Here is a 16,485-nt window from a genome sequence, read left to right as displayed (position 1 = left end):
CGAACCCGGAAGCTAAGCCTTTCAGCGCCGATGGTACTGCAGGGGGGACCCTGTGGGAGAGTAGGACGCCGCCGAACAATCTTTAGCCTCAACCCTCGGACTCTGTCCGGGGGTTGAGGCATTTTTGCGTCCATTTCGCTTCCCTTCTTCGGCGGGCGGGCCTACCGTCGGCGGCCGGCGCGATCGACGTTCGGATCCCGAGGAGCCGCTGTGACCGCAGCTGTGACCGCAACTCCGTCCCGTCGGCGGGGGCGTACGGCCGCACTGGCCGTCGCGCTCGCCGCGGTGCTGCTGTCGGGCGCCGCGCCCGTCGCCCAGGCCGATGAGATACCCCTCGCCCTCGGGCACAGGCTGGTCGACCACTACGAAGGCGCCCCCGCCACCGCCCGGCCGCTGCCCGGGGAAGGGCCGGCTCAGCACCCCTACCTCGCGCCCAACGGGCGCAGCGGGATGCACGCCGACGGTGCCGGGAGTGGCACCCATCCTTATCCGGCGCCGCTCGGGCGGAGTCCCGAGGTCACGAGCGAGCGGATCGCACCGGTCGGCGGGGAGTGCGCCACCGCGACCTTCGACTCCGGGGGCCGGCTGGTGACCGTGTGCGGGACCTTCGGCGGGTTCCTGCTCAAGCTGCTGGATCCGCGCACGCTGGACACGCTCGCCGAGTACAAGCTGCCGCAGCGCTCCTCCACCGTCGAGGCCATCACCCGCCTCGACTTCGAGAAGATCTTCAAGGACACGTCCGGTGGGGCCTACTTCTATCTGGACGACCGTGACCGGGTGGTCCTCGCCGACTCCCGCCAGCATGTGCTGCGGATCGCGCACGGCCGGACGCCGGACGGCGGCTGGGAGTTCACCGTCGAGGACGACTGGGACCTGACCTCGCTCGTGCCGCACGACTGCGTCACCTGGACCCGTCTCCTGCCCAGTGGGGTCTGTGATCCCGTCACCTCGGTGATGCCCGACTGGGACGGGCGGATCTGGTGGGTGACGCGGCTCGGGCGGGTCGGGACCGTCGACCCGGACACCGGTGCGCTGCGGGCGATCCGGCTCGACGGGGAGGAGATCCAGAACTCGTTCTCCGTGGCCGAGGACGGCGTCTCGATCGTCACCGACCACGCGCTGTACGCGTTCCGTGCCGCCGGCGACGGGACCCCGCAGGTCGTGTGGCGCGAGGCGTACGACCGGGGGACCGGGACGAAGCCCGGGTCGGTGAACCAGGGGTCGGGGACGACCCCCGATCTCTTCGGCAGCCGGGAGGCGTACGTGGCCATCACCGACAACGCCGACGACCGGATGAACGTGCTCGTCTACCGGCGGGGTGCGGACGTGCCGGCGGGGGAGCGGCTGGTGTGCCAGGTGCCGGTCTTCCGGTCAGGGGCCTCGACGACCGACAACTCCCTGATCAGCTGGGGCGACAGCCTCGTGGTGGAGAACAACTACGGGTACGAGAACCCCTCGTCGCTCGGCTTCGGGCGCAGTGTCACGGGTGGGGCGACGCGGATCGACGTACGGGCCGACGGAAGCGGTTGTGACACGGTGTGGGAGAGCGACGTGAAGTCGCCGTCCACCGTGCCCAAGCTGTCGACCGCGAACGGGCTGCTGTACTTCTACGAGAAGCAGCCCCACGGGTTCGGGATCGACGCCTGGTACCTCACGGCCGTCGACTTCCGCACGGGGGGCCGGGTCTTCTCCCGGTTCACCGGGACCGGACTCGCCTACGACAACAACTGGGCGCCGATCACCCTCGGGCCCGACGGCACCGCGTACGTCGGTGTCTTCAACGGCATCGTCGCCGTGCGCGACACCGTCTGAGCCCGTCCCTCGGCCGTCTTGGTCACTCCATGGGCGGCATCTCACCGACGGTCGTCCGGACGTCGATCACCGCGAACGCGGCGCCCTGCGGGTCGAGGAGGGAGGCGAAACGGCCGAAGGGGCTGTCCATCGGGCCGAAGATCTTGCGGCCGCCCAGTCGTTGGGCCGCGTCGACCGCCAGGTCGCAGTTGTCGACGGCGAAGTAGATCTGGATGTAGGAGGGGACCTCCGGCGGGAAGTCCTCGGGGGGCATCTTCATGCGGCCGAGGACCGGGTCGGCGCCGAGGTCGAAGACCTTGAAGTCCATCTGCTCGTCGGTCATCTTCTTGCTGTTGTAGCCGAAGACGGTCGTGAAGAAGGCGTCGGACTTGTCGGGCTCGCGGGTGAAGACCTCGGCCCACACGTACGAGCCGGACTCACCTTCGAGTTCGAAGCCCTCGTGGACGCCGGCCTGCCAGAGGCCGAAGACCACGCCCGCTGGGTCCTGGGCGATGCACATGGAGCCGAAGTCGTCGACCCGCATCGGTTCCATCAGCACCGTGCCGCCCGCGGCCTTGATCTTCTCCGCCGTGGCCTCGACGTCGTCCGAGGCGAGGTAGAGACACCAGGCGGACTGGGGTGGGGTGTCCGCGCCGGGCATCGGCGGGACGACGGCCGCGACCGCCTTTCCGTTCTTGTACGCCTGGGTGTAGTTGCCGAACTCCGTCGACGCCTCGCCGAAGGTCCAGCCCAGCACGTCGGCGTAGAACGTCTTGGCTCCCGCGGCGTCGGTGAACATCGCGTCGGTCCAGACCGGTGTGCCTTCAGGTCGTACGGCCATGACGTGACTCTCGCTTCCGATCGATGACGTTTTGGCGTGGTTTGTGGCCCATGTCCACGCTAGTCACGACCTGCCCGTCCCGCGCGGTGGCGCGCGGTCCGGCTCAGTGCGGGAGCCGTCCGAGGGTGTAGCGGTGGAAGGGGGCCTTCGGCAGGGGCAGGTCGGGGCGCCAGGCGGCGAGGACCTGGGCGGACGGAAGGAACAGGGCCTCCGGCAGTTCGTCGGGGGACGTCCACCGCCAGCGCTCGATCTTCTCGGGCTCGGCGACGGCCGGGGTTCCCGTGAAGGCCCGGACCACCGTGGCCGCCGTCAGGCGGGTCAGCTCCGACGAGGTCACCGTGTCGAGGAGCAGACCGATGACCTCGACGTCGGTGGCGGTGGTGACCAGCGTGGTCTCCTCGGTCAGCTCCCTGGCCGCGGCCTCTTCGATCGACTCGCCCGGCTCGATGCCGCCGCCCGGAAGCTCCCAGACGCCCGAGCGGTCGAGGCCGAGCAGGACCCGGCCCCGGTCGTCGAGCACGACGATCCCGGCGCCCAGGGCGGCCGTGGGGGTCGGCGGGCGGGTGTTGCGGGAGGCGGCGGCGGGATCGGAGGCGTACACGTCGGGCGTCATGGGTCCTGTCTACCAGCCGCCGCCCCCGCTCAGCCCTCGGGTGCCGGGGGGACGACCGCGACCGGGCAGGCGGCGTGGTGGAGGACCGCGTGCGCCACCGAGCCCACCAGGAGTTCCGCGATGCGGTGGCGGTGGTGCCGGCCGACCACGAGGAGCGCCGCGTCCGCGGAGGCGTCGACCAGGAGGCCGGCCGCGTCGCCGGGTGACACCGTGCGTACCAGCTTCACGTCAGGGCGGCGCGCGGCGAAGGGGCGCAGGCGGGTCTGCTGCTCCCGGTGGGTCTCGGCCAGGAGGGCCTCGGTGTCCTCCGCGAGCGGGAGGGGCGGGGGCATCTGGAAGGCGGGGGAGGGCGCGGCGACCAGCGCGGACGGGGTCGGCGGGAGGCGGAGCGCGGTCAGGGCCTCCAGCGGTACGCGGCGGAGCGAGGCCGTCTCGAAGGCGAAGTCGATCACCTCGTCCGGGGTCTCCTCCGGGTGGAGGCCCAGCAGGACGCGGCCGGCGCTCGGGCCGCTGTCCAGGGAGGCGGTGCGGGCCTCGTGGGGGACGACCACCAGCGGGCAGGGGGCGCGGGCGGCCAGGGACCGGCCGGTGGAGCCGAGGAGGAGGCTGGCGAAGCCGCCGTGGCCGCGCGAGCCCGTCACCAGGAGCCGGGCGCCCCGGGCCGCCTCCGGCAGCACGTCGGTGACGGTGCCGTCCAGGGACTCGTACCGTACGGGGACGGCGTGGCCCCGCTCCTCCACGACGGTGCGGACCGCGTCCAGGACCGTGTCCGGCAGCTCCGGCTCCGTGCCCAGCGAGGCGATCCGGGCGGCGCCCAGCTGGAGGGCCTCGGAGCGGACGTGCGCCACGACGAGCGGGGCGCCCAGGGTCTCCGCCGCCCCCAGCGCCCAGGAGAGGGCGCGCAGACTGTGCTCGGAGCCGTCCACGGCGGCGACGACGGGCGGATCGCTCTGCGTGTTCATGAGGGAATGCCTCCCTCGTCCGGCGCCGCGCCACGCCGGTGGATCAGGAGCGGATCAGGTGTCCTGCTCGCGGGCGGCCCGCTCGGCGTCGCGCTGGGCGTTGCGCTCCTTGATGCGGACGGTCTCCTTGCGGACGTCGGCCTGGGTGGCGCGCTCCTTGGTCAGCCACTCCGGGGCCTCGGCCTTGAGGGCCTCGATCTGCTCGGTGGTCAGGGCGTCGGTGATCCCGCCGCGGGCGAGACCGGAGATGGAGATGCCCAGCTTGGAGGCGACCACGGGGCGGGGGTGGGGGCCGTTCTGCCGCAGCTCCTTGAGCCAGGCCGGCGGGTTCGCCTGGAGCTCGTTCAGCTCGGAGCGCGAGACGACACCCTCCTGGAACGCTGCGGGGGTGGCCTCGAGGTACACGCCCAGCTTCTTGGCCGCGGTGGCCGGCTTCATCGTCTGGGAGTTCTGGTGCGACGTCATGGGGTCCAGGGTATCGAGCACACGGACCTTCTCCGACCACGGCCGTGCTCCCACCTGCGCCGACGGGGCCCGTCCGCGCGGGTGGCCGGTCCGGCGGCGGGTAATCTTGCGGGGTGACAGACTCCCCACTCGCCCCCGCCCCCGACGCCACGGCCTTCCGGCTCGCCTACGTGCCCGGTGTCACGCCCTCGAAGTGGGTGCGGATCTGGGAGCAGCGGCTGCCCGACGTACGGCTCACGCTGGTGCAGGTCACGCCCGGTGAGGTCTTCGGGGTGCTGCGGGACGGCGGGGCGGACGCCGCGCTGCTGCGGCTGCCGGTCGACGGCGAGGACCTGGCCGCGATCCCGCTGTACGAGGAGACCAGCGTGGTGGTCGTGCCCAAGGACCACCACTTCGCCGCGGCCGAGGAGCTGACCCCGGAGGATCTGGCCGAGGAGCTGGTGCTGCACCCGCTCGACGACACGCTCGGCTGGGAGGCGCCGCCCGGGCGGCCCGCGTTCCAGCGGCCGGAGACCACCGCCGACGCGATCGAGCTGGTCGCCGCCGGGGTGGGCCTGCTCGTCGCGCCGCAGTCGCTGGCCCGGCTGCACCACCGCAAGGACCTCACGTACCGCACGATCGGCGGCGTACCGCAGTCGCGGGTGGCGCTGTCCTGGCCGAAGGCCGAGGAGGCCCCCGACCTGGTGGAGGAGTTCATCGGGATCGTGCGGGGCCGGACCGTGAACAGCACCCGGGGGCGGCGCGCGGAGGCCCAGAAGGGGCAGAAGGCCGTGAAGGCGGCCCCGAAGCCGGCGAAGAAGGCGACGGGGGCGAAGCCGGCGCGGTCCGGGAAGCCCGTGAAGGGCAAGGGCGGTGCCGCGGGGCGCGGCGGGAAGCCCCGCCGAGGGCGCTGAGCGGAGCCCTCGTCATACTCCTCCTGATGATCACGTGCCCACCTCGGTGGGCCCTGAGGACAGGAGAAGCCTTTGGCCGCCAGTTTCAGGACCGTCGTCGAGGTGGCGCCCGCCCATCTCGAAGAGGCCCGGTCGATCGACCGGGTCTTCCAGGAGGCGATCGCCCCCGCCACCGTCAACTTCGACTTCGAGGCCATCCATCAGGCGGCCGCGGCCGTTCCGGACAGCACCATCGTCCGGATGGTGCGGGGCTGGGGTCTCAAGGAGTACGCGCCGCTGCTCGTCATGGTGCTCTCGCTGAAGGAGGCCGTCCGCCAGGCCCTGCCGGCCGAGTGCGCGGAGGCGGGCTTCTGGGGGACGGTGGAGCGGGAGCTGGTTGCCGCCTTCACCGGGCTCGGTGACCAGGTGGGGCAGCCGGGTCTGTCGTTCTACGAGGAGACCGGGGAGCGCACGCGGTACTACCGTGACCTCTTCTTCGCCCTCCAGGACGAGGGCTCCGGGGAGGCGTTGCACGCGCTGGCGTTCTGTGTGGACGTCACCGTGGAGCTGCCGAAGGAGCAGGTGCTCGGGCTCGGTCTGACGGACACGGCGCCGTTCGGCGTCGGTCTGAACGCGATCGTGCTGCGGCGTCCGCTGCCCGTCGCGGCCTGATCCGCCGCTTCCGCCGGCCCGCCGTCCCGGGCCGGATGCTCAGTGCGGATGCTCAACGGGGCCAGGGGCCGTAGTTGTCGCCGCTGTCGCCGTTCCCCTTCTTCTTCTCGCTCCCGCTGCCGTTGCCGTTGCTGTTGCGGCTTCGGGCGATCAGCGGGACCACGAACCAGCAGAGCGCCAGCCAGAGCGCCAGCCCCACGGCCACCCAGACCGCGATCCCGTCGTCGAGCACCATGCGCATGATCAGCAGGAGCGTCGAGATCATCGTGAGGGCGAGCAGCACCACGCCGACCAGCGTCAGGCGCGCCGCCCACGTCACCGTTTCGGGCTTCATCCGGTGGCCCGCCACCAGCCGGTGCACCGCGACCGGCGCGACGAGCGCGCCCGTGGTCGCCGCGCCGAGGCACACCGTGACGACGTAGAGCATCCGGTCGGGTGTGCCGAGCTCCGCGAAGCGCGGCTGGAAGACGACGGCCACCAGGAAGCCGAACAGGATCTGGGTGCCGGTCTGGGCCACCCGCAGCTCCTGGAGGAGTTCGGACCATCGGCGGTCCGCCCGTTCTTCCGGGCTCTCGTCGCGGCCGTCGTCGCGGTCGTCGTGCTTGACCTGGTCACCTGTGGTCATAGGGGGCGAGTTCCCCCGCCCCCGCCCCCGTATGCCCCGATCCGGGTGCCTCTCGTGGCTCAGCCCCGGCCCGCCGGTCCGCGCAGCCGGCCGCGGCGGGCGGCGGCGACCAGTTCGGGGAGGGTCGCGAGCTTGACGCGGGGGCGTCCGGCCGCCGCGCCCCGGGCGCGTTCGGCCCGGTCGATGGCGGCGAGGCCGCGGGCGTCCACGAGGTGTCCGCTGCGGCCGCGGGCGAGCTTGGCGAACGCCTTCGCGGAGCCGGTCGGCTTCGGCAGGCGGCCGTCGACGGCGTCGGCGAGGAGGCTGCCGACGGTCTCGGCGGCGCAGCTCCGGTTGGCGCCGATGCCGCCCGAGGGGCCGCGCTTGATCCAGCCGACGACGTAGGTGCCGGTCATGCCGTCGACCCGGCCGGCGGTGTGCGGGACGGTGCCGGTGGCCTCGTCGAAGGGGAGTCCGGCGAGGGGGACGCCCCGGTAGCCGATGGCCCGGACGAGGAGCCCGGCCGGGATCTCGGCGGGGCCGTCCGCGCCGCCCGCGCGGACGGCGCGGACCGCGTCGGGGCCGACGGCCTCCTCGGGCGCCGAGTGGAAGCGGAGGACGATCCGGCGCCGGTCGGCGCCGGGTGTCCGCGTCCAGTCCACGGTCTCGCGGGCCGTGTCCTTGAGGAGGGCGGCCTTGTCGCCCGGGGCCGCCGCGTCGACGGTCGCCGCGATCCGGGGGTCGTGGGTGTCTAGGACGAGGTCGACGCCGGGCAGGTGGGCGAGGGCGAGGAGTTCGGAGGCGGTGTACGCGGCGTCCTCGGGGCCTCGTCTGCCGAGGAGCACGACCTCGCGGATCCGTGCGCCGCGCAGGGCGGCGAGGGCGTGGTCGGCGATGTCGGTGGAGGCGAGGGCGTCGGGGTCGGAGACGAGGATGCGGGCGACGTCGAGGGCGACGTTGCCGTTGCCGACGACCACGGCCCGCTCGGCCGCGCCCAGGGCGACCGTTTCGGGCGCGGTCTCCGGGTGGGCGTTGTACCAGGAGACGAGGGAGGTCGCGGAGAGGCTGCCCGGGAGGTCCTCGCCGGGGATGCCGAGGCGCCGGTCGGACGGGGCGCCGACCGCGTACACGACGGCGTCGTGGTGGGCGGCGAGCTCCTCGGGGGTGACGTCCTTGCCGATCTCGACGCCGAGGCGGACGGTGGCCCGGGGGTGCGTGTGGAAGCGGGCGAGGGTGTCGCCGGCGCCCTTGGTGCCCGGGTGGTCGGGGGCCACGCCGTAGCGGACGAGCCCGCCGGCGACCGGGAGCCGGTCGATGAGGGTGACCTCGGCGTTGGTGTGCAGCAGCAGGTCCTCGGCGGCGTACATGCCGGCGGGGCCGGTGCCGACGACGGCGACCCGGAGGGGGGCGAAGTCGGAGGGGAGCGAGCGGGCGAAGTCCGGCTCGCCCCAGGGGTGGAAGGTGGGGGAGGCGAGGACGGGGGCGGGTGCGCGGCCCTCGTAGTGGGCGGCGTTGATGGCCTCGTACTTCTTCAGCGGCCCGGTGAGCCGGTCGACGGGGAAGATCGCGTCGACCGGGCAGGCGTCGGCGCAGGCCCCGCAGTCGATGCAGGTCTTCGGGTCGACGTAGAGCATCTCGGTGGTGCCGAAGTCCGGCTCGTCGGGCGTCGGGTGGATGCAGTTGACCGGGCAGACGGCGACGCAGGTGGCGTCGGAGCAGCAGGTCTGGGTGATGGCGTAGGTCATGGCGGCGGCTCGGCTCGGCTCGTCGGGGTCAGAGGAGGTGGGCGCGCTGGTAGAAGTGGACGGCGGGGCGGGTCAGCATGCCGACGTCGCCGAGGAACTCCATGAGGCCGGAGCAGCTCGCGCGCAGCCGCGCCTTGTAGTGCTCGTTGGCGGCGGCCTCGCGGCGGGCGCGCTCGGGGTCGAGGCCGGCCCTGACGTACACCTCGGGGTTCACCAGGCTGGTGATGATGTAGTACGCGGCGACGGCGACGATCAGTGCCTGGAAGTGGCGGCGGGCGCGGCCGGCGCGGGCGAGGTGGCGGCGGGTCTCGTCCCGGGCGAACTTCATGTGCCGGGATTCCTCGACGACGTGGATGTTGTTGATGGTCCGCACGAAGGGGACCACCCGCTCGTCGCGCATCCAGTCGCGCTGCATGACGTCGAGGACCTCCTCGGCGACGAGGATGCCGGCGTAGGCGGCCTCGCCGAAGCCGACGGTCTTCATGACGCGGCCGAGCTCCATGACGGCGCGCTTGGGCCGGTAGGCGGGGGCGCCGAGCTTCTGGGAGCCGCGGGCGAACATGATCGAGTGGCGGCACTCGTCGGCGATCTCGGTGAGCGCCCACTGGAAGCGGGGGTCGGTGTGGTCCGTGCGGTAGATGTCCCGGAGGACCATCTGCTGGAGGATCATCTCGAACCAGATGCCGGTGGAGGCGACGGAGGCGGACTCCTGGCGGGTCAGCTCCTTCTGCTGCTCCTCGGTCATCTCGTGCCAGTAGGCGGTGCCGTAGAGGCTGTTCCACTCGGGGCTCTGTCCGTGGAAGCCCTTGTCGAGCGGGGTGTCCCAATCGACCTCGACGTGGGGGTCGTAGCTCAGCTTGGCGGCCGACCGGAGGAGCCGTTCGGCGACGTCGTCCTGGTCGTGGTTGTCCGGGCGAACGGTGCTGCTGGCCATCGTTGCGGCTCCTTGGATCACGCGGTCGGCTCGTCGTGGTCGTTCTGGTGGTGCTCGTGGTCGTTCTCTCGCTTGTTAGACGCGGTGTCTAGCAAGCTTGTTAGACGGAACGTATAGCAAGGGCTCCGCGCGGGCTACCCCCCGGTACGGACTTTCTCGCCGGGGCACGCGAAGGGGGCCGGAGCGCGGGCGCGCTCCGGCCCCCTGGGGGGTCGCGGGGATCAGAAGGTCAGGTTCCAGGCGTCGATCTTCCCGGTGTCCGCGCTCGCGTTGTCGTTGACACGGAGCTTCCAGACGCCGTTCGCCACCTCGGAGGAGGCGTTGACGGTGTACGTCTGGGCGATGTTGTCGGCGCCGCCGCCGGTCCGGTTGTGCACGGTGTAGACCGAGCCGTCGGGGGCGATCAGGTCGACCTTGAGGTCACCGATGTAGGTGTGCTTGATGTCCACGCCCACCTTGAGGGTCGCCGGCGCGTTGCCGGTGACGCCGCTGACGGTGATCGGGCTCTCGACGGTGGCGTTGTCGGAGATCGTCACGTCGGTCAGGTTCTCGACGTACTTCCCGGGCGGCGGGGTCGAGCCGCCGACCGCCTTGAGCGCGTCCACGCGGCCCTCGCCGAAGAATCCGTTCTTCGCCGTGGTGCCGGTGCAGCGGGCGTCCGAGGGGCAGGCCAGGTCGGTGGCGTGCTCGCCGAGCTTGGCGCGGAGGTCCGCCGGGGTGTACGCCGGGTTGGCGCTGGCCAGCAGGGCGGCGACGCCCGCGACGTGCGGGGCGGCCATCGAGGTGCCGCTCAGCGAGGAGTACTTGCCGCCGGGGACGGTGCTGTAGACGGACTCGCCGGGGGCCGAGACCTCGATGACGTCACGGCCGAAGTTGGAGAACGACGCCTTCGACGTGCCGCTGGTGCCGTTGGCGGCGACCGTGACCACGCCCGGCAGCTCGGCCGGGATGTCGAGGCAGTCGTTGGTGATCGTCCGGTTCACCGGGGTCGAGTCGTTGGGGCTCGACGAGTCGGTGGTCTTGTTGGCCAGGTCGACGTTGGAGTTGCCGGCCGCCGCGACCTGGAGCGAGCCCTTGCCCTCGGCGTACGCCTGGGCGCGGCCCACGCCCTCCAGGATGGCCGCCTGGTCGAGGTTGTTCGGGCAGTTGAACTGCCACGGGTCCGTGTAGTAGCTGTTGTTGGTGACCTTGAAGCCGTGGTCGCCGGACCACACGAGGCCGCAGATGGTGTTCTCCGGGAAGAACAGGGTGCTGCCGGGCTCGGCGATGCGCACCGAGGAGATCTTCACGCCCGGCGCGACGCCGATGGCGCCCTTGCCGTTCTTGGCCGCCGCGACGGTGCCGGCGACGTGGGTGCCGTGCTGGTCGACGTCGCGCCAGGCGCCGGCGCGGGTGTCGGCCTTGCCGTAGGCGCAGGAGACCGAGTCGGCGGCGTTGAAGTTCGGCGCCAGGTCCTGGTGCTGGTCGTCGACGCCGGTGTCCAGGATGCCGACCTTGACCGAGGCGGAGCCCGGGTTGACGGCCCACGCCTGGTCGGCCTTGATCTGGGTCATGTCCGAGCGGACGGGCTCCGTCGCCGGGGCCGCCGACTGCGCCGGGTTGGACGGGAGGGCCGGGTTGTACGCGTCGGCCGGGACGTCCGAGGTGCGGCTCGCGCCGGCCTTCTGGACACCGGGGACGGTGCGCATGGTGGCCGCGAAGGAGGCGGAGGTCGAGTGGGCGACGATCACGCCGATCGCGTCGTACGAGGCGAAGACGGAACCGCCGTTCGCCGCCACCGCGTTGCGCACCGAGGTGGTGTCGCCGGGGGTGGTGATCACCAGGTACGCGCGGGTGCCGGCGGCCCAGGCGGCCGGGGCCGCGGCGTTCGACGCGGCGGCCGCGGTGAAGGCCGCGAGCGGCTCGTTGTCGAGCGGGGCGGCCTGGGCGAGGGAGACCGGGCCCGCGAGCGCCAGGGTCGTGCCGAGGGCGGTCGCCGCGAGTCTCATCCGGCCGGATATGTGGGAAAACAATGCGTCCTCCGATGGTCCGGTGGCGCGGGTGGCGCCGGCCGGGCCCTGTGATGTGTGGGGTGGACGCAAGATCCCAGACGGGCGGGGCGGAAGGAAGACTTCTGTCCGACAAGCCCGATCACGTAACAGAATCTTGACTTGAACATGTCGAAGAGGGGGCGGGTTTCCTTCGCCGCCCCCTCCTCGCGGGGATCACTTCAGGTACGGGCCCGCCGCGCCGATCTTCCCGGGACCGTTCAGGACGTACACCCGCAGGTTGCCCTTGCCGGGGGCGCCGACCGAGAGGGTGCCGTTGGAGACGGTCCTCACGTCACCGGTGACGGCGTCGGTGTAGGTGCCGTTCGGGATGCCGTTGTACGTGGCGCCGCCCGAGACGGTGACGAGCGCGAAGCTGTCCGTCGTGCCGCTGGTGTAGCGGCGCTTGAACGCCATGCCGCCCGAGATGCCCTCGGTCGAGTACTGGCCCATCTGGAGCGCGGGGATCGCCCGGCGGATCTCGTTGAGCCGCTGGACGTGCTTGACCAGGGGCTGCTGGAGGGTGGTCGCGACCTGGCCGCTCGCCTCGGAGACCTTGGAGAAGTCGGAGGCGGTGACGGTGCCGGCGACGTGGGCGCCGTAGTAGGCGCGGCCGGTGGTCGCCAGCGGGCAGGTGGGCCCGCAGTCGATCTTCTGGCCCTTCTGGAACTCGATCTCGGAGCCGTAGTAGAGCGTCGGGATGCCGCGGAAGGTCCACATCAGCGACATGTTCTCGGCCCAGGCGTCGGTGCCGCCGGTGTACCGCTCGCTGGACTTGTTGGGGCCGTAGTCGTGGCTGTCGACGTAGACGACGTTGTAGGTGGCGTCGTTGTAACTGTCGTCCGAGTCCTTGCCGTTGGAGAAGGCGTTGTACGCGTCACCGAAGTTCATGTGCATGCGCATGTCGATGACGTTCATGCCGGAGAAGCGGCTGTGGTCGGGCGCGTGGTAACTGTTGCCGTTCAGGAAGGCGTTGGTGGACGTGGGCTGGTTGCCGGTGCCCTGCTGCTGCTCGTAGTCGTACATCTCCAGCGCCGCCTTGGCGTCGTCGGCGTCGTACTCCTTGCGCTCCTTCCACGTGAAGAACTGGGCGGAGTGGTTGACCGAGCCGCGGTTCCACTTGTCGTTGACGAAGGCCGCGACCTCGCCGAAGACGAAGAAGTTCTTCGCCGCCTCGGCGCCGTGCCGCTGGGTGACCCGCTCCTGGATCGCGGGCAGGAAGCGGCGGTTCCAGGTGGTGCGCGGGATGTGCACGGCCGTGTCGATCCGGAAGCCGTCGACGCCCATGTCGATGTACTTGTTGTACGCGCCGATCAGGTAGTTCTGGACGACCGGGTTCTCCGTGTCGAAGTCCGCCAGGTCCTCGTGCAGCCAGCAGGAACGGGAGTCCTCACCTTCCCAGTTGCCGATCCAGCACTGGTGGTACAGCGCCTTCGGGAACATCCCGGACGTCGGGCTCGGCCACTGGCAGTTGTAGACCGTGTACCCCTCGGCGCTCTTCCCGCCGGTCGGCTTGCCCCAGTTGACGCAGGTGTTGCCGGCCGGTTCGGCGGTCGACCACAGGTCGCCGTTGTAGTACGACTTGCCGGACTTGGTGTCGACCGTCAGACCGTCGTACTCGAAGCCGGGCTGCTTCTCGTCGTAGTACCAGCTCCACTGGGTGTCGCGGACGCCGTACACGGTCGGGGTGAACAGGCCCTTGGCGCCCCAGCGGGACGAGTGGTTGTAGACGACGTCCTGGTAGATCTTCATGCCCTTGGCGTGGGCGGCGTCGATGAGGTCCTGGTAGGAGGCGCCGGCCGACTCCAGGCGCGGGTCCACCTTGTAGAAGTCGTAGCCGTGGTAGCCGTGGTGGTCGTAGTCCGAGCGGTTGAGCACGACCGGGGTGACCCAGACGGCGGAGAAGCCGAGGCCCTTGATGTAGTCGAGCTTCTGGACCAGGCCCTTGAAGTCGCCCCGGAACATGGGGTCGTCGTTGGCCGCGTTGCCCGACTTCACGTGCTGGCTGCCGCCCCGGTTGTTCGACGCGTCGCCGTCGTAGAAGCGGGCGGTGAGGACGAAGTAGATCGGGTCCTTGCGCGGGTCCGTGCCGAGCGGCTTGCCGTTCGGCGGGGCGGTCGGCCTGTCCCCGGTGGTGGCGGTCGCGGGCGCGGAGGCGGCCGAGACGTTGCCGGCGGCGTCCACGGCCTTCACCGTGTACGTGTACGCGGTGCGCGCGGCCAGGTTCGTGTCCGAGAAGACCGTCGAGCCGACGTCCGTGACGACCGTGCCGGTGGTGCCACCGGTACGGGTGACCTGGTACTTCGTCACGCCCCGGTCGTCGGTGGCCGCGTCCCAGGAGAGCAGGACGGAGACGCCGTCGGCGCTCGCGGTGACGCGGGCCGGGGCGGTGGGCGCCTGGGTGTCGGGCGGGGTCGCGGCGCAGGGGTCGGCCGCGTTCGCGGTCACCGCGCGGTCGCGGACGGTGGAGGTGCCGGTGCCGATCGTGTAGTCGGAGCCGCCGTTGTTGTCCCACACGCCGTTGCCGTTGTTGAACGCGGCCTTGAGGGTCGTGGCGGTGCCGAGGTCGAGCTCCCGCTTCCACCAGCCGGTGCAGGCGGCCGTCATGCCGAGGCCGGGCACGGCGGTCCACGCGCCGCCGGCCGGCTGGTAGTGGACGTTCACCGTCGACCAGCCGAGGGAGGCCGAGGAGTAGTACACGGTCGCTTTGTTGGAAGCGGGCGGCGGGGTGTCGGCGCACGGGTCGGAGTGGGCGACCACGCCGTCCTTCACGGTGATGTTCCCGGTGCCCAGGGCGTAGTTGCGGCCGCCGTTGTTGTCCCAGGTGCCGGTGCCGTTGGTGAAGGTGGCCTGGAGGCCCGCGGCGGAGCCCAGGCTGACGGTCTTCTTCACCCAGTCCGTACAGGCGGGCTCCATCGCGACGCCGGGGACGGCGGTCCAGGAGCCGCCGTCGGGCGCGTAATGCAGCTTGTAGGCGGGCCAGTTCTTCGTCTTGGTCCAGTAGTAGACCGTCGCGGTGTTCTCGGCGACGGCCGCCGCCGGTGCGGCGTCGACGGGCGAGGCGACCGGGCCGGGCGGCGCGGCCACCAGGCCGGTGAGGCCGGCGGCGACACCGAGCAGCGCGAGAGCGCGCCCGCGCGGCCGTATGCGGGTGGGGGTCATGCGGAATCTCCAGACGGGGGCGCGCCGGGGGAGGGGGCCGGTGGTGCGGCGGGGATCGGCCCCCATGGAAGCGCGTGCGGAAACTTGCGGAAAGTTCTTGCGTCGGCGGGAAGTTACCGCTGTGCGGCGCGCGCGTAAAGGGTCCGCGTCGAAGCGGTTCGCATCGTGGGATTCACCGCCGCTTGAGGTACGGGCCCAGCAGGGTCCGCCAGGACGAGTCGATGCGCCGGAACTCGGCCGGGCAGAGCGCGGCGCGGTCGCGGGGAAGCACCCCGTCCGGGTTCCCCTCGGCGTCCACCGCGTCGGCGAACCGCTCGGGATCGGATCCGTACAGCCAGCAGGCCCAGTTGAAGAAGCGCTGCCCGTCCATCGAGTGGATGTCGGAGTACTCGGCCACGCCCGGGTCGCCGCCCTCGGACGCCTCCCACATCGCGCCCCACGCGTTGACCGTGGACATCGCGTAGTCGGCGTGGCGTTCGTCGCCGGAGGCGAGGAGGAGGACGGCGAGCTGGTCGACCGCGTCCTCCTCGCGGCCGGTGACGGGCAGGTCGTAGAGGTCGATCAGGGCGTGCCCGAGCTCGTGGAAGAGGACGCCGTTCGAGAGCCCGACGACGTCCTCGTCGACGGCCGCGGTCCGCTCGGACGGGGTGCCGTCGGTGTCGACGCGGGCGAAGACGCTCCGGGCGTCGGGCACGAAGCCGTAGCAGTAGGTGATCCGGCCGGTGGTCTTGTCCCAGGAGGGGTTGGGGGCGTCGCAGCTCGCCGCGCGCAGGGGGATGTCGCGGGGGAGGGCGATCCGGGCGTCCGCGTAGGCGGCGGCGTCCTCCAGGACGTGGCGCTCCCGCAGGAAGGCGCGGGCGGTGCGCTCCTCGGGGGTCCGCGGCGCCTCGTGCGCGACGACGAGGCGGCCCGTCCCGGGGGTGGGGGTGGCGGGGGAGGGTGCCGCCGAGGTGGTCGTGCAGCCGGTGAGGAGGGCTGTGGTCGTGGCCAGGGCGAGGGAGAGGGCTGGGCGGCGGGTGCGGCGGGTGCGGGCGGCGGCGGGCATCGGCGGCACCTCGTCTCGTGGGCGTCCCTGCCGACGAGCCTGGCCGGACCGGGGGCGCGGGGCGAGTCCGCCGCGCCGGACGGGTGAGGCGAGCCGCCCCCGGCCCCCTCGGGGCCGGGTCCGGGGTCAGGTCCGGGGCCAGGGGCGGCCCTCCAGGCGTTCGATGTCGCGGTTGAAGCGCTCCAGGAGCTCGGCGAGGAGGGTGACGTCCCCGGGCGACCAGTGCTCCATGATCCGTTCGAGGCCGCCGATGTTGAAGGAGCGGTCGGCCTCCAGGCGGCGCTCGCCCTCCTCCGTGATGCGGAACTTGCGCGCGATGCCGCCGTCGGGGTCCGCGATGCGCTCCACGACCCCGGCCCGCAGCATGGCCGCGGTCTGCCGGTTGAGGGTGGAGGCGTCGAGCCCGAAGGCGTCGGTGAGCTGCCCGATGGACATGGGCCCGTGCATCCGGATCCGGGTGAGGAGCACGTACGCGCTGCGGTCGAGGCCGCCGGCGCCGACGCGGGTCCGCGGGGCGTGGAGGTGCGAATGCCGGCTCAGCAGCATCGTCTCGAACTCGACGCGGGCCGTGGGCTTCTTCTCGGCCTCGGGCGTTTCGGCGGGCTCTTCCACAGGCTCTTCCACGGGCCTTTCCACGGGTTCGTCCACGGGTTCGTCCATGGGGTCATTCTCCCCTGCGGCGGTGCGATGTGCATCATACATAGCTTGTGCATCATGCAATCTATGTGCATGATGCACAAGCCCCTTTATGG

General features: G+C 71.8%; 14 protein-coding genes and 1 rRNA gene. 4 read left to right on the top strand and 11 right to left on the bottom strand.

What is annotated here, in order from left to right; genetic code table 11:
- Both rrf and ACFXMG_RS14305 read left to right on the top strand, forming a co-directional pair.
- A 5S ribosomal RNA gene (gene rrf / locus ACFXMG_RS14310) occupies nt 1-77 on the top strand; the annotation flags it as partial.
- A 133-nt stretch (nt 78-210) separates the two neighbouring features.
- Nucleotides 211-1,812, top strand: coding sequence for a hypothetical protein (locus tag ACFXMG_RS14305; RefSeq protein ID WP_383819591.1), 1,602 nt, complete (start codon nt 211-213; stop codon nt 1,810-1,812).
- Between the two features lie 22 nt (nt 1,813-1,834).
- Here the strand turns inward: ACFXMG_RS14305 and ACFXMG_RS14300 are convergent, their stop codons facing one another.
- The 4 genes from ACFXMG_RS14300 to ACFXMG_RS14285 all read right to left on the bottom strand — a co-directional run bounded on the left by ACFXMG_RS14300 (nt 1,835) and on the right by ACFXMG_RS14285 (nt 4,672).
- Nucleotides 1,835-2,632 (bottom strand): VOC family protein, encoded by a 798-nt coding sequence (locus tag ACFXMG_RS14300; RefSeq protein WP_383819588.1) that lies wholly within the window; start codon nt 2,630-2,632, stop codon nt 1,835-1,837.
- Between the two features lie 103 nt (nt 2,633-2,735).
- Nucleotides 2,736-3,245, bottom strand: a complete 510-nt coding sequence (locus ACFXMG_RS14295) for an NUDIX hydrolase (protein ID WP_383819586.1) — start codon at nt 3,243-3,245, stop codon at nt 2,736-2,738.
- Between the two features lie 29 nt (nt 3,246-3,274).
- Entirely contained in the window at nt 3,275-4,207 is a 933-nt protein-coding gene (locus ACFXMG_RS14290; RefSeq protein ID WP_383819583.1) for a universal stress protein, read from the bottom strand.
- A gap of 54 nt (nt 4,208-4,261) precedes the next feature.
- A complete protein-coding gene (locus ACFXMG_RS14285; RefSeq protein WP_383819580.1) occupies nt 4,262-4,672 on the bottom strand; it encodes a DUF5997 family protein in 411 nt (136 codons plus the stop codon).
- A 113-nt stretch (nt 4,673-4,785) separates the two neighbouring features.
- Here ACFXMG_RS14285 and ACFXMG_RS14280 point away from each other — a divergent pair, with 113 nt between their 5' ends.
- Complete coding sequence (locus ACFXMG_RS14280; RefSeq protein WP_383819578.1) at nt 4,786-5,565, top strand: LysR family transcriptional regulator substrate-binding protein; 780 nt, start codon at nt 4,786-4,788, stop codon at nt 5,563-5,565.
- Nucleotides 5,566-5,637: 72 nt separating this feature from the next.
- Nucleotides 5,638-6,216 carry a Type-2Aa cytolytic delta-endotoxin gene (locus tag ACFXMG_RS14275; RefSeq protein ID WP_383819575.1) on the top strand — a complete coding sequence of 193 codons (579 nt, stop codon included), beginning with the start codon at nt 5,638-5,640 and terminating at the stop codon, nt 6,214-6,216.
- A 52-nt stretch (nt 6,217-6,268) separates the two neighbouring features.
- Here ACFXMG_RS14275 and ACFXMG_RS14270 read toward each other — a convergent pair whose 3' ends face one another.
- From ACFXMG_RS14270 to ACFXMG_RS14240, 7 genes are all read right to left on the bottom strand, one after another.
- Entirely contained in the window at nt 6,269-6,841 is a 573-nt protein-coding gene (locus ACFXMG_RS14270; protein WP_383819573.1) for a DUF6328 family protein, read from the bottom strand.
- Nucleotides 6,842-6,900: 59 nt separating this feature from the next.
- Nucleotides 6,901-8,565, bottom strand: a complete 1,665-nt coding sequence (locus ACFXMG_RS14265; protein ID WP_383819571.1) for an FAD-dependent oxidoreductase — start codon at nt 8,563-8,565, stop codon at nt 6,901-6,903.
- Between the two features lie 28 nt (nt 8,566-8,593).
- A complete protein-coding gene (locus ACFXMG_RS14260; protein WP_383819568.1) occupies nt 8,594-9,499 on the bottom strand; it encodes a diiron oxygenase in 906 nt (301 codons plus the stop codon).
- 221 nt (nt 9,500-9,720) lie between these two features.
- Complete coding sequence (locus ACFXMG_RS14255) at nt 9,721-11,487, bottom strand: S8 family serine peptidase (RefSeq protein WP_383819565.1); 1,767 nt, start codon at nt 11,485-11,487, stop codon at nt 9,721-9,723.
- 216 nt (nt 11,488-11,703) lie between these two features.
- Entirely contained in the window at nt 11,704-14,688 is a 2,985-nt protein-coding gene (locus ACFXMG_RS14250; protein WP_383819563.1) for a carbohydrate binding domain-containing protein, read from the bottom strand.
- Between the two features lie 172 nt (nt 14,689-14,860).
- Nucleotides 14,861-15,733: a DUF4344 domain-containing metallopeptidase gene (locus ACFXMG_RS14245; protein WP_383819560.1), complete on the bottom strand. Its 873-nt coding sequence runs from the start codon at nt 15,731-15,733 to the stop codon at nt 14,861-14,863.
- A 126-nt stretch (nt 15,734-15,859) separates the two neighbouring features.
- Nucleotides 15,860-16,279: a MarR family winged helix-turn-helix transcriptional regulator gene (locus ACFXMG_RS14240; RefSeq protein ID WP_383819596.1), complete on the bottom strand. Its 420-nt coding sequence runs from the start codon at nt 16,277-16,279 to the stop codon at nt 15,860-15,862.
- Nucleotides 16,280-16,485: the final 206 nt, after the last annotated feature.

The organism is Streptomyces sp. NPDC059201, assembly GCF_042754585.1.
GTDB lineage: Bacteria > Actinomycetota > Actinomycetes > Streptomycetales > Streptomycetaceae > Streptomyces.
The sequence above is the reverse complement of the archived record's forward strand: the minus strand, read 5'-3'. Positions and strand labels throughout refer to the sequence as shown.

What these genes read in the sequence shown, in the direction of transcription:
- ACFXMG_RS14300 (WP_383819588.1), bottom strand. Translation starts at nt 2,632, where the DNA reads ATGGCCGTACGACCTGAAGGCACACCGGTCTGGACCGACGCGATGTTC.
- ACFXMG_RS14295 (WP_383819586.1), bottom strand. Translation starts at nt 3,245, where the DNA reads ATGACGCCCGACGTGTACGCCTCCGATCCCGCCGCCGCCTCCCGCAAC.
- ACFXMG_RS14290 (WP_383819583.1), bottom strand. Translation starts at nt 4,207, where the DNA reads ATGAACACGCAGAGCGATCCGCCCGTCGTCGCCGCCGTGGACGGCTCC.
- ACFXMG_RS14285 (WP_383819580.1), bottom strand. Translation starts at nt 4,672, where the DNA reads ATGACGTCGCACCAGAACTCCCAGACGATGAAGCCGGCCACCGCGGCC.
- ACFXMG_RS14270 (WP_383819573.1), bottom strand. Translation starts at nt 6,841, where the DNA reads ATGACCACAGGTGACCAGGTCAAGCACGACGACCGCGACGACGGCCGC.
- ACFXMG_RS14265 (WP_383819571.1), bottom strand. Translation starts at nt 8,565, where the DNA reads ATGACCTACGCCATCACCCAGACCTGCTGCTCCGACGCCACCTGCGTC.
- ACFXMG_RS14260 (WP_383819568.1), bottom strand. Translation starts at nt 9,499, where the DNA reads ATGGCCAGCAGCACCGTTCGCCCGGACAACCACGACCAGGACGACGTC.
- ACFXMG_RS14255 (WP_383819565.1), bottom strand. Translation starts at nt 11,487, where the DNA reads ATGAGACTCGCGGCGACCGCCCTCGGCACGACCCTGGCGCTCGCGGGC.
- ACFXMG_RS14250 (WP_383819563.1), bottom strand. Translation starts at nt 14,688, where the DNA reads ATGACCCCCACCCGCATACGGCCGCGCGGGCGCGCTCTCGCGCTGCTC.
- ACFXMG_RS14245 (WP_383819560.1), bottom strand. Translation starts at nt 15,733, where the DNA reads ATGCCCGCCGCCGCCCGCACCCGCCGCACCCGCCGCCCAGCCCTCTCC.
- ACFXMG_RS14240 (WP_383819596.1), bottom strand. Translation starts at nt 16,279, where the DNA reads ATGCTGCTGAGCCGGCATTCGCACCTCCACGCCCCGCGGACCCGCGTC.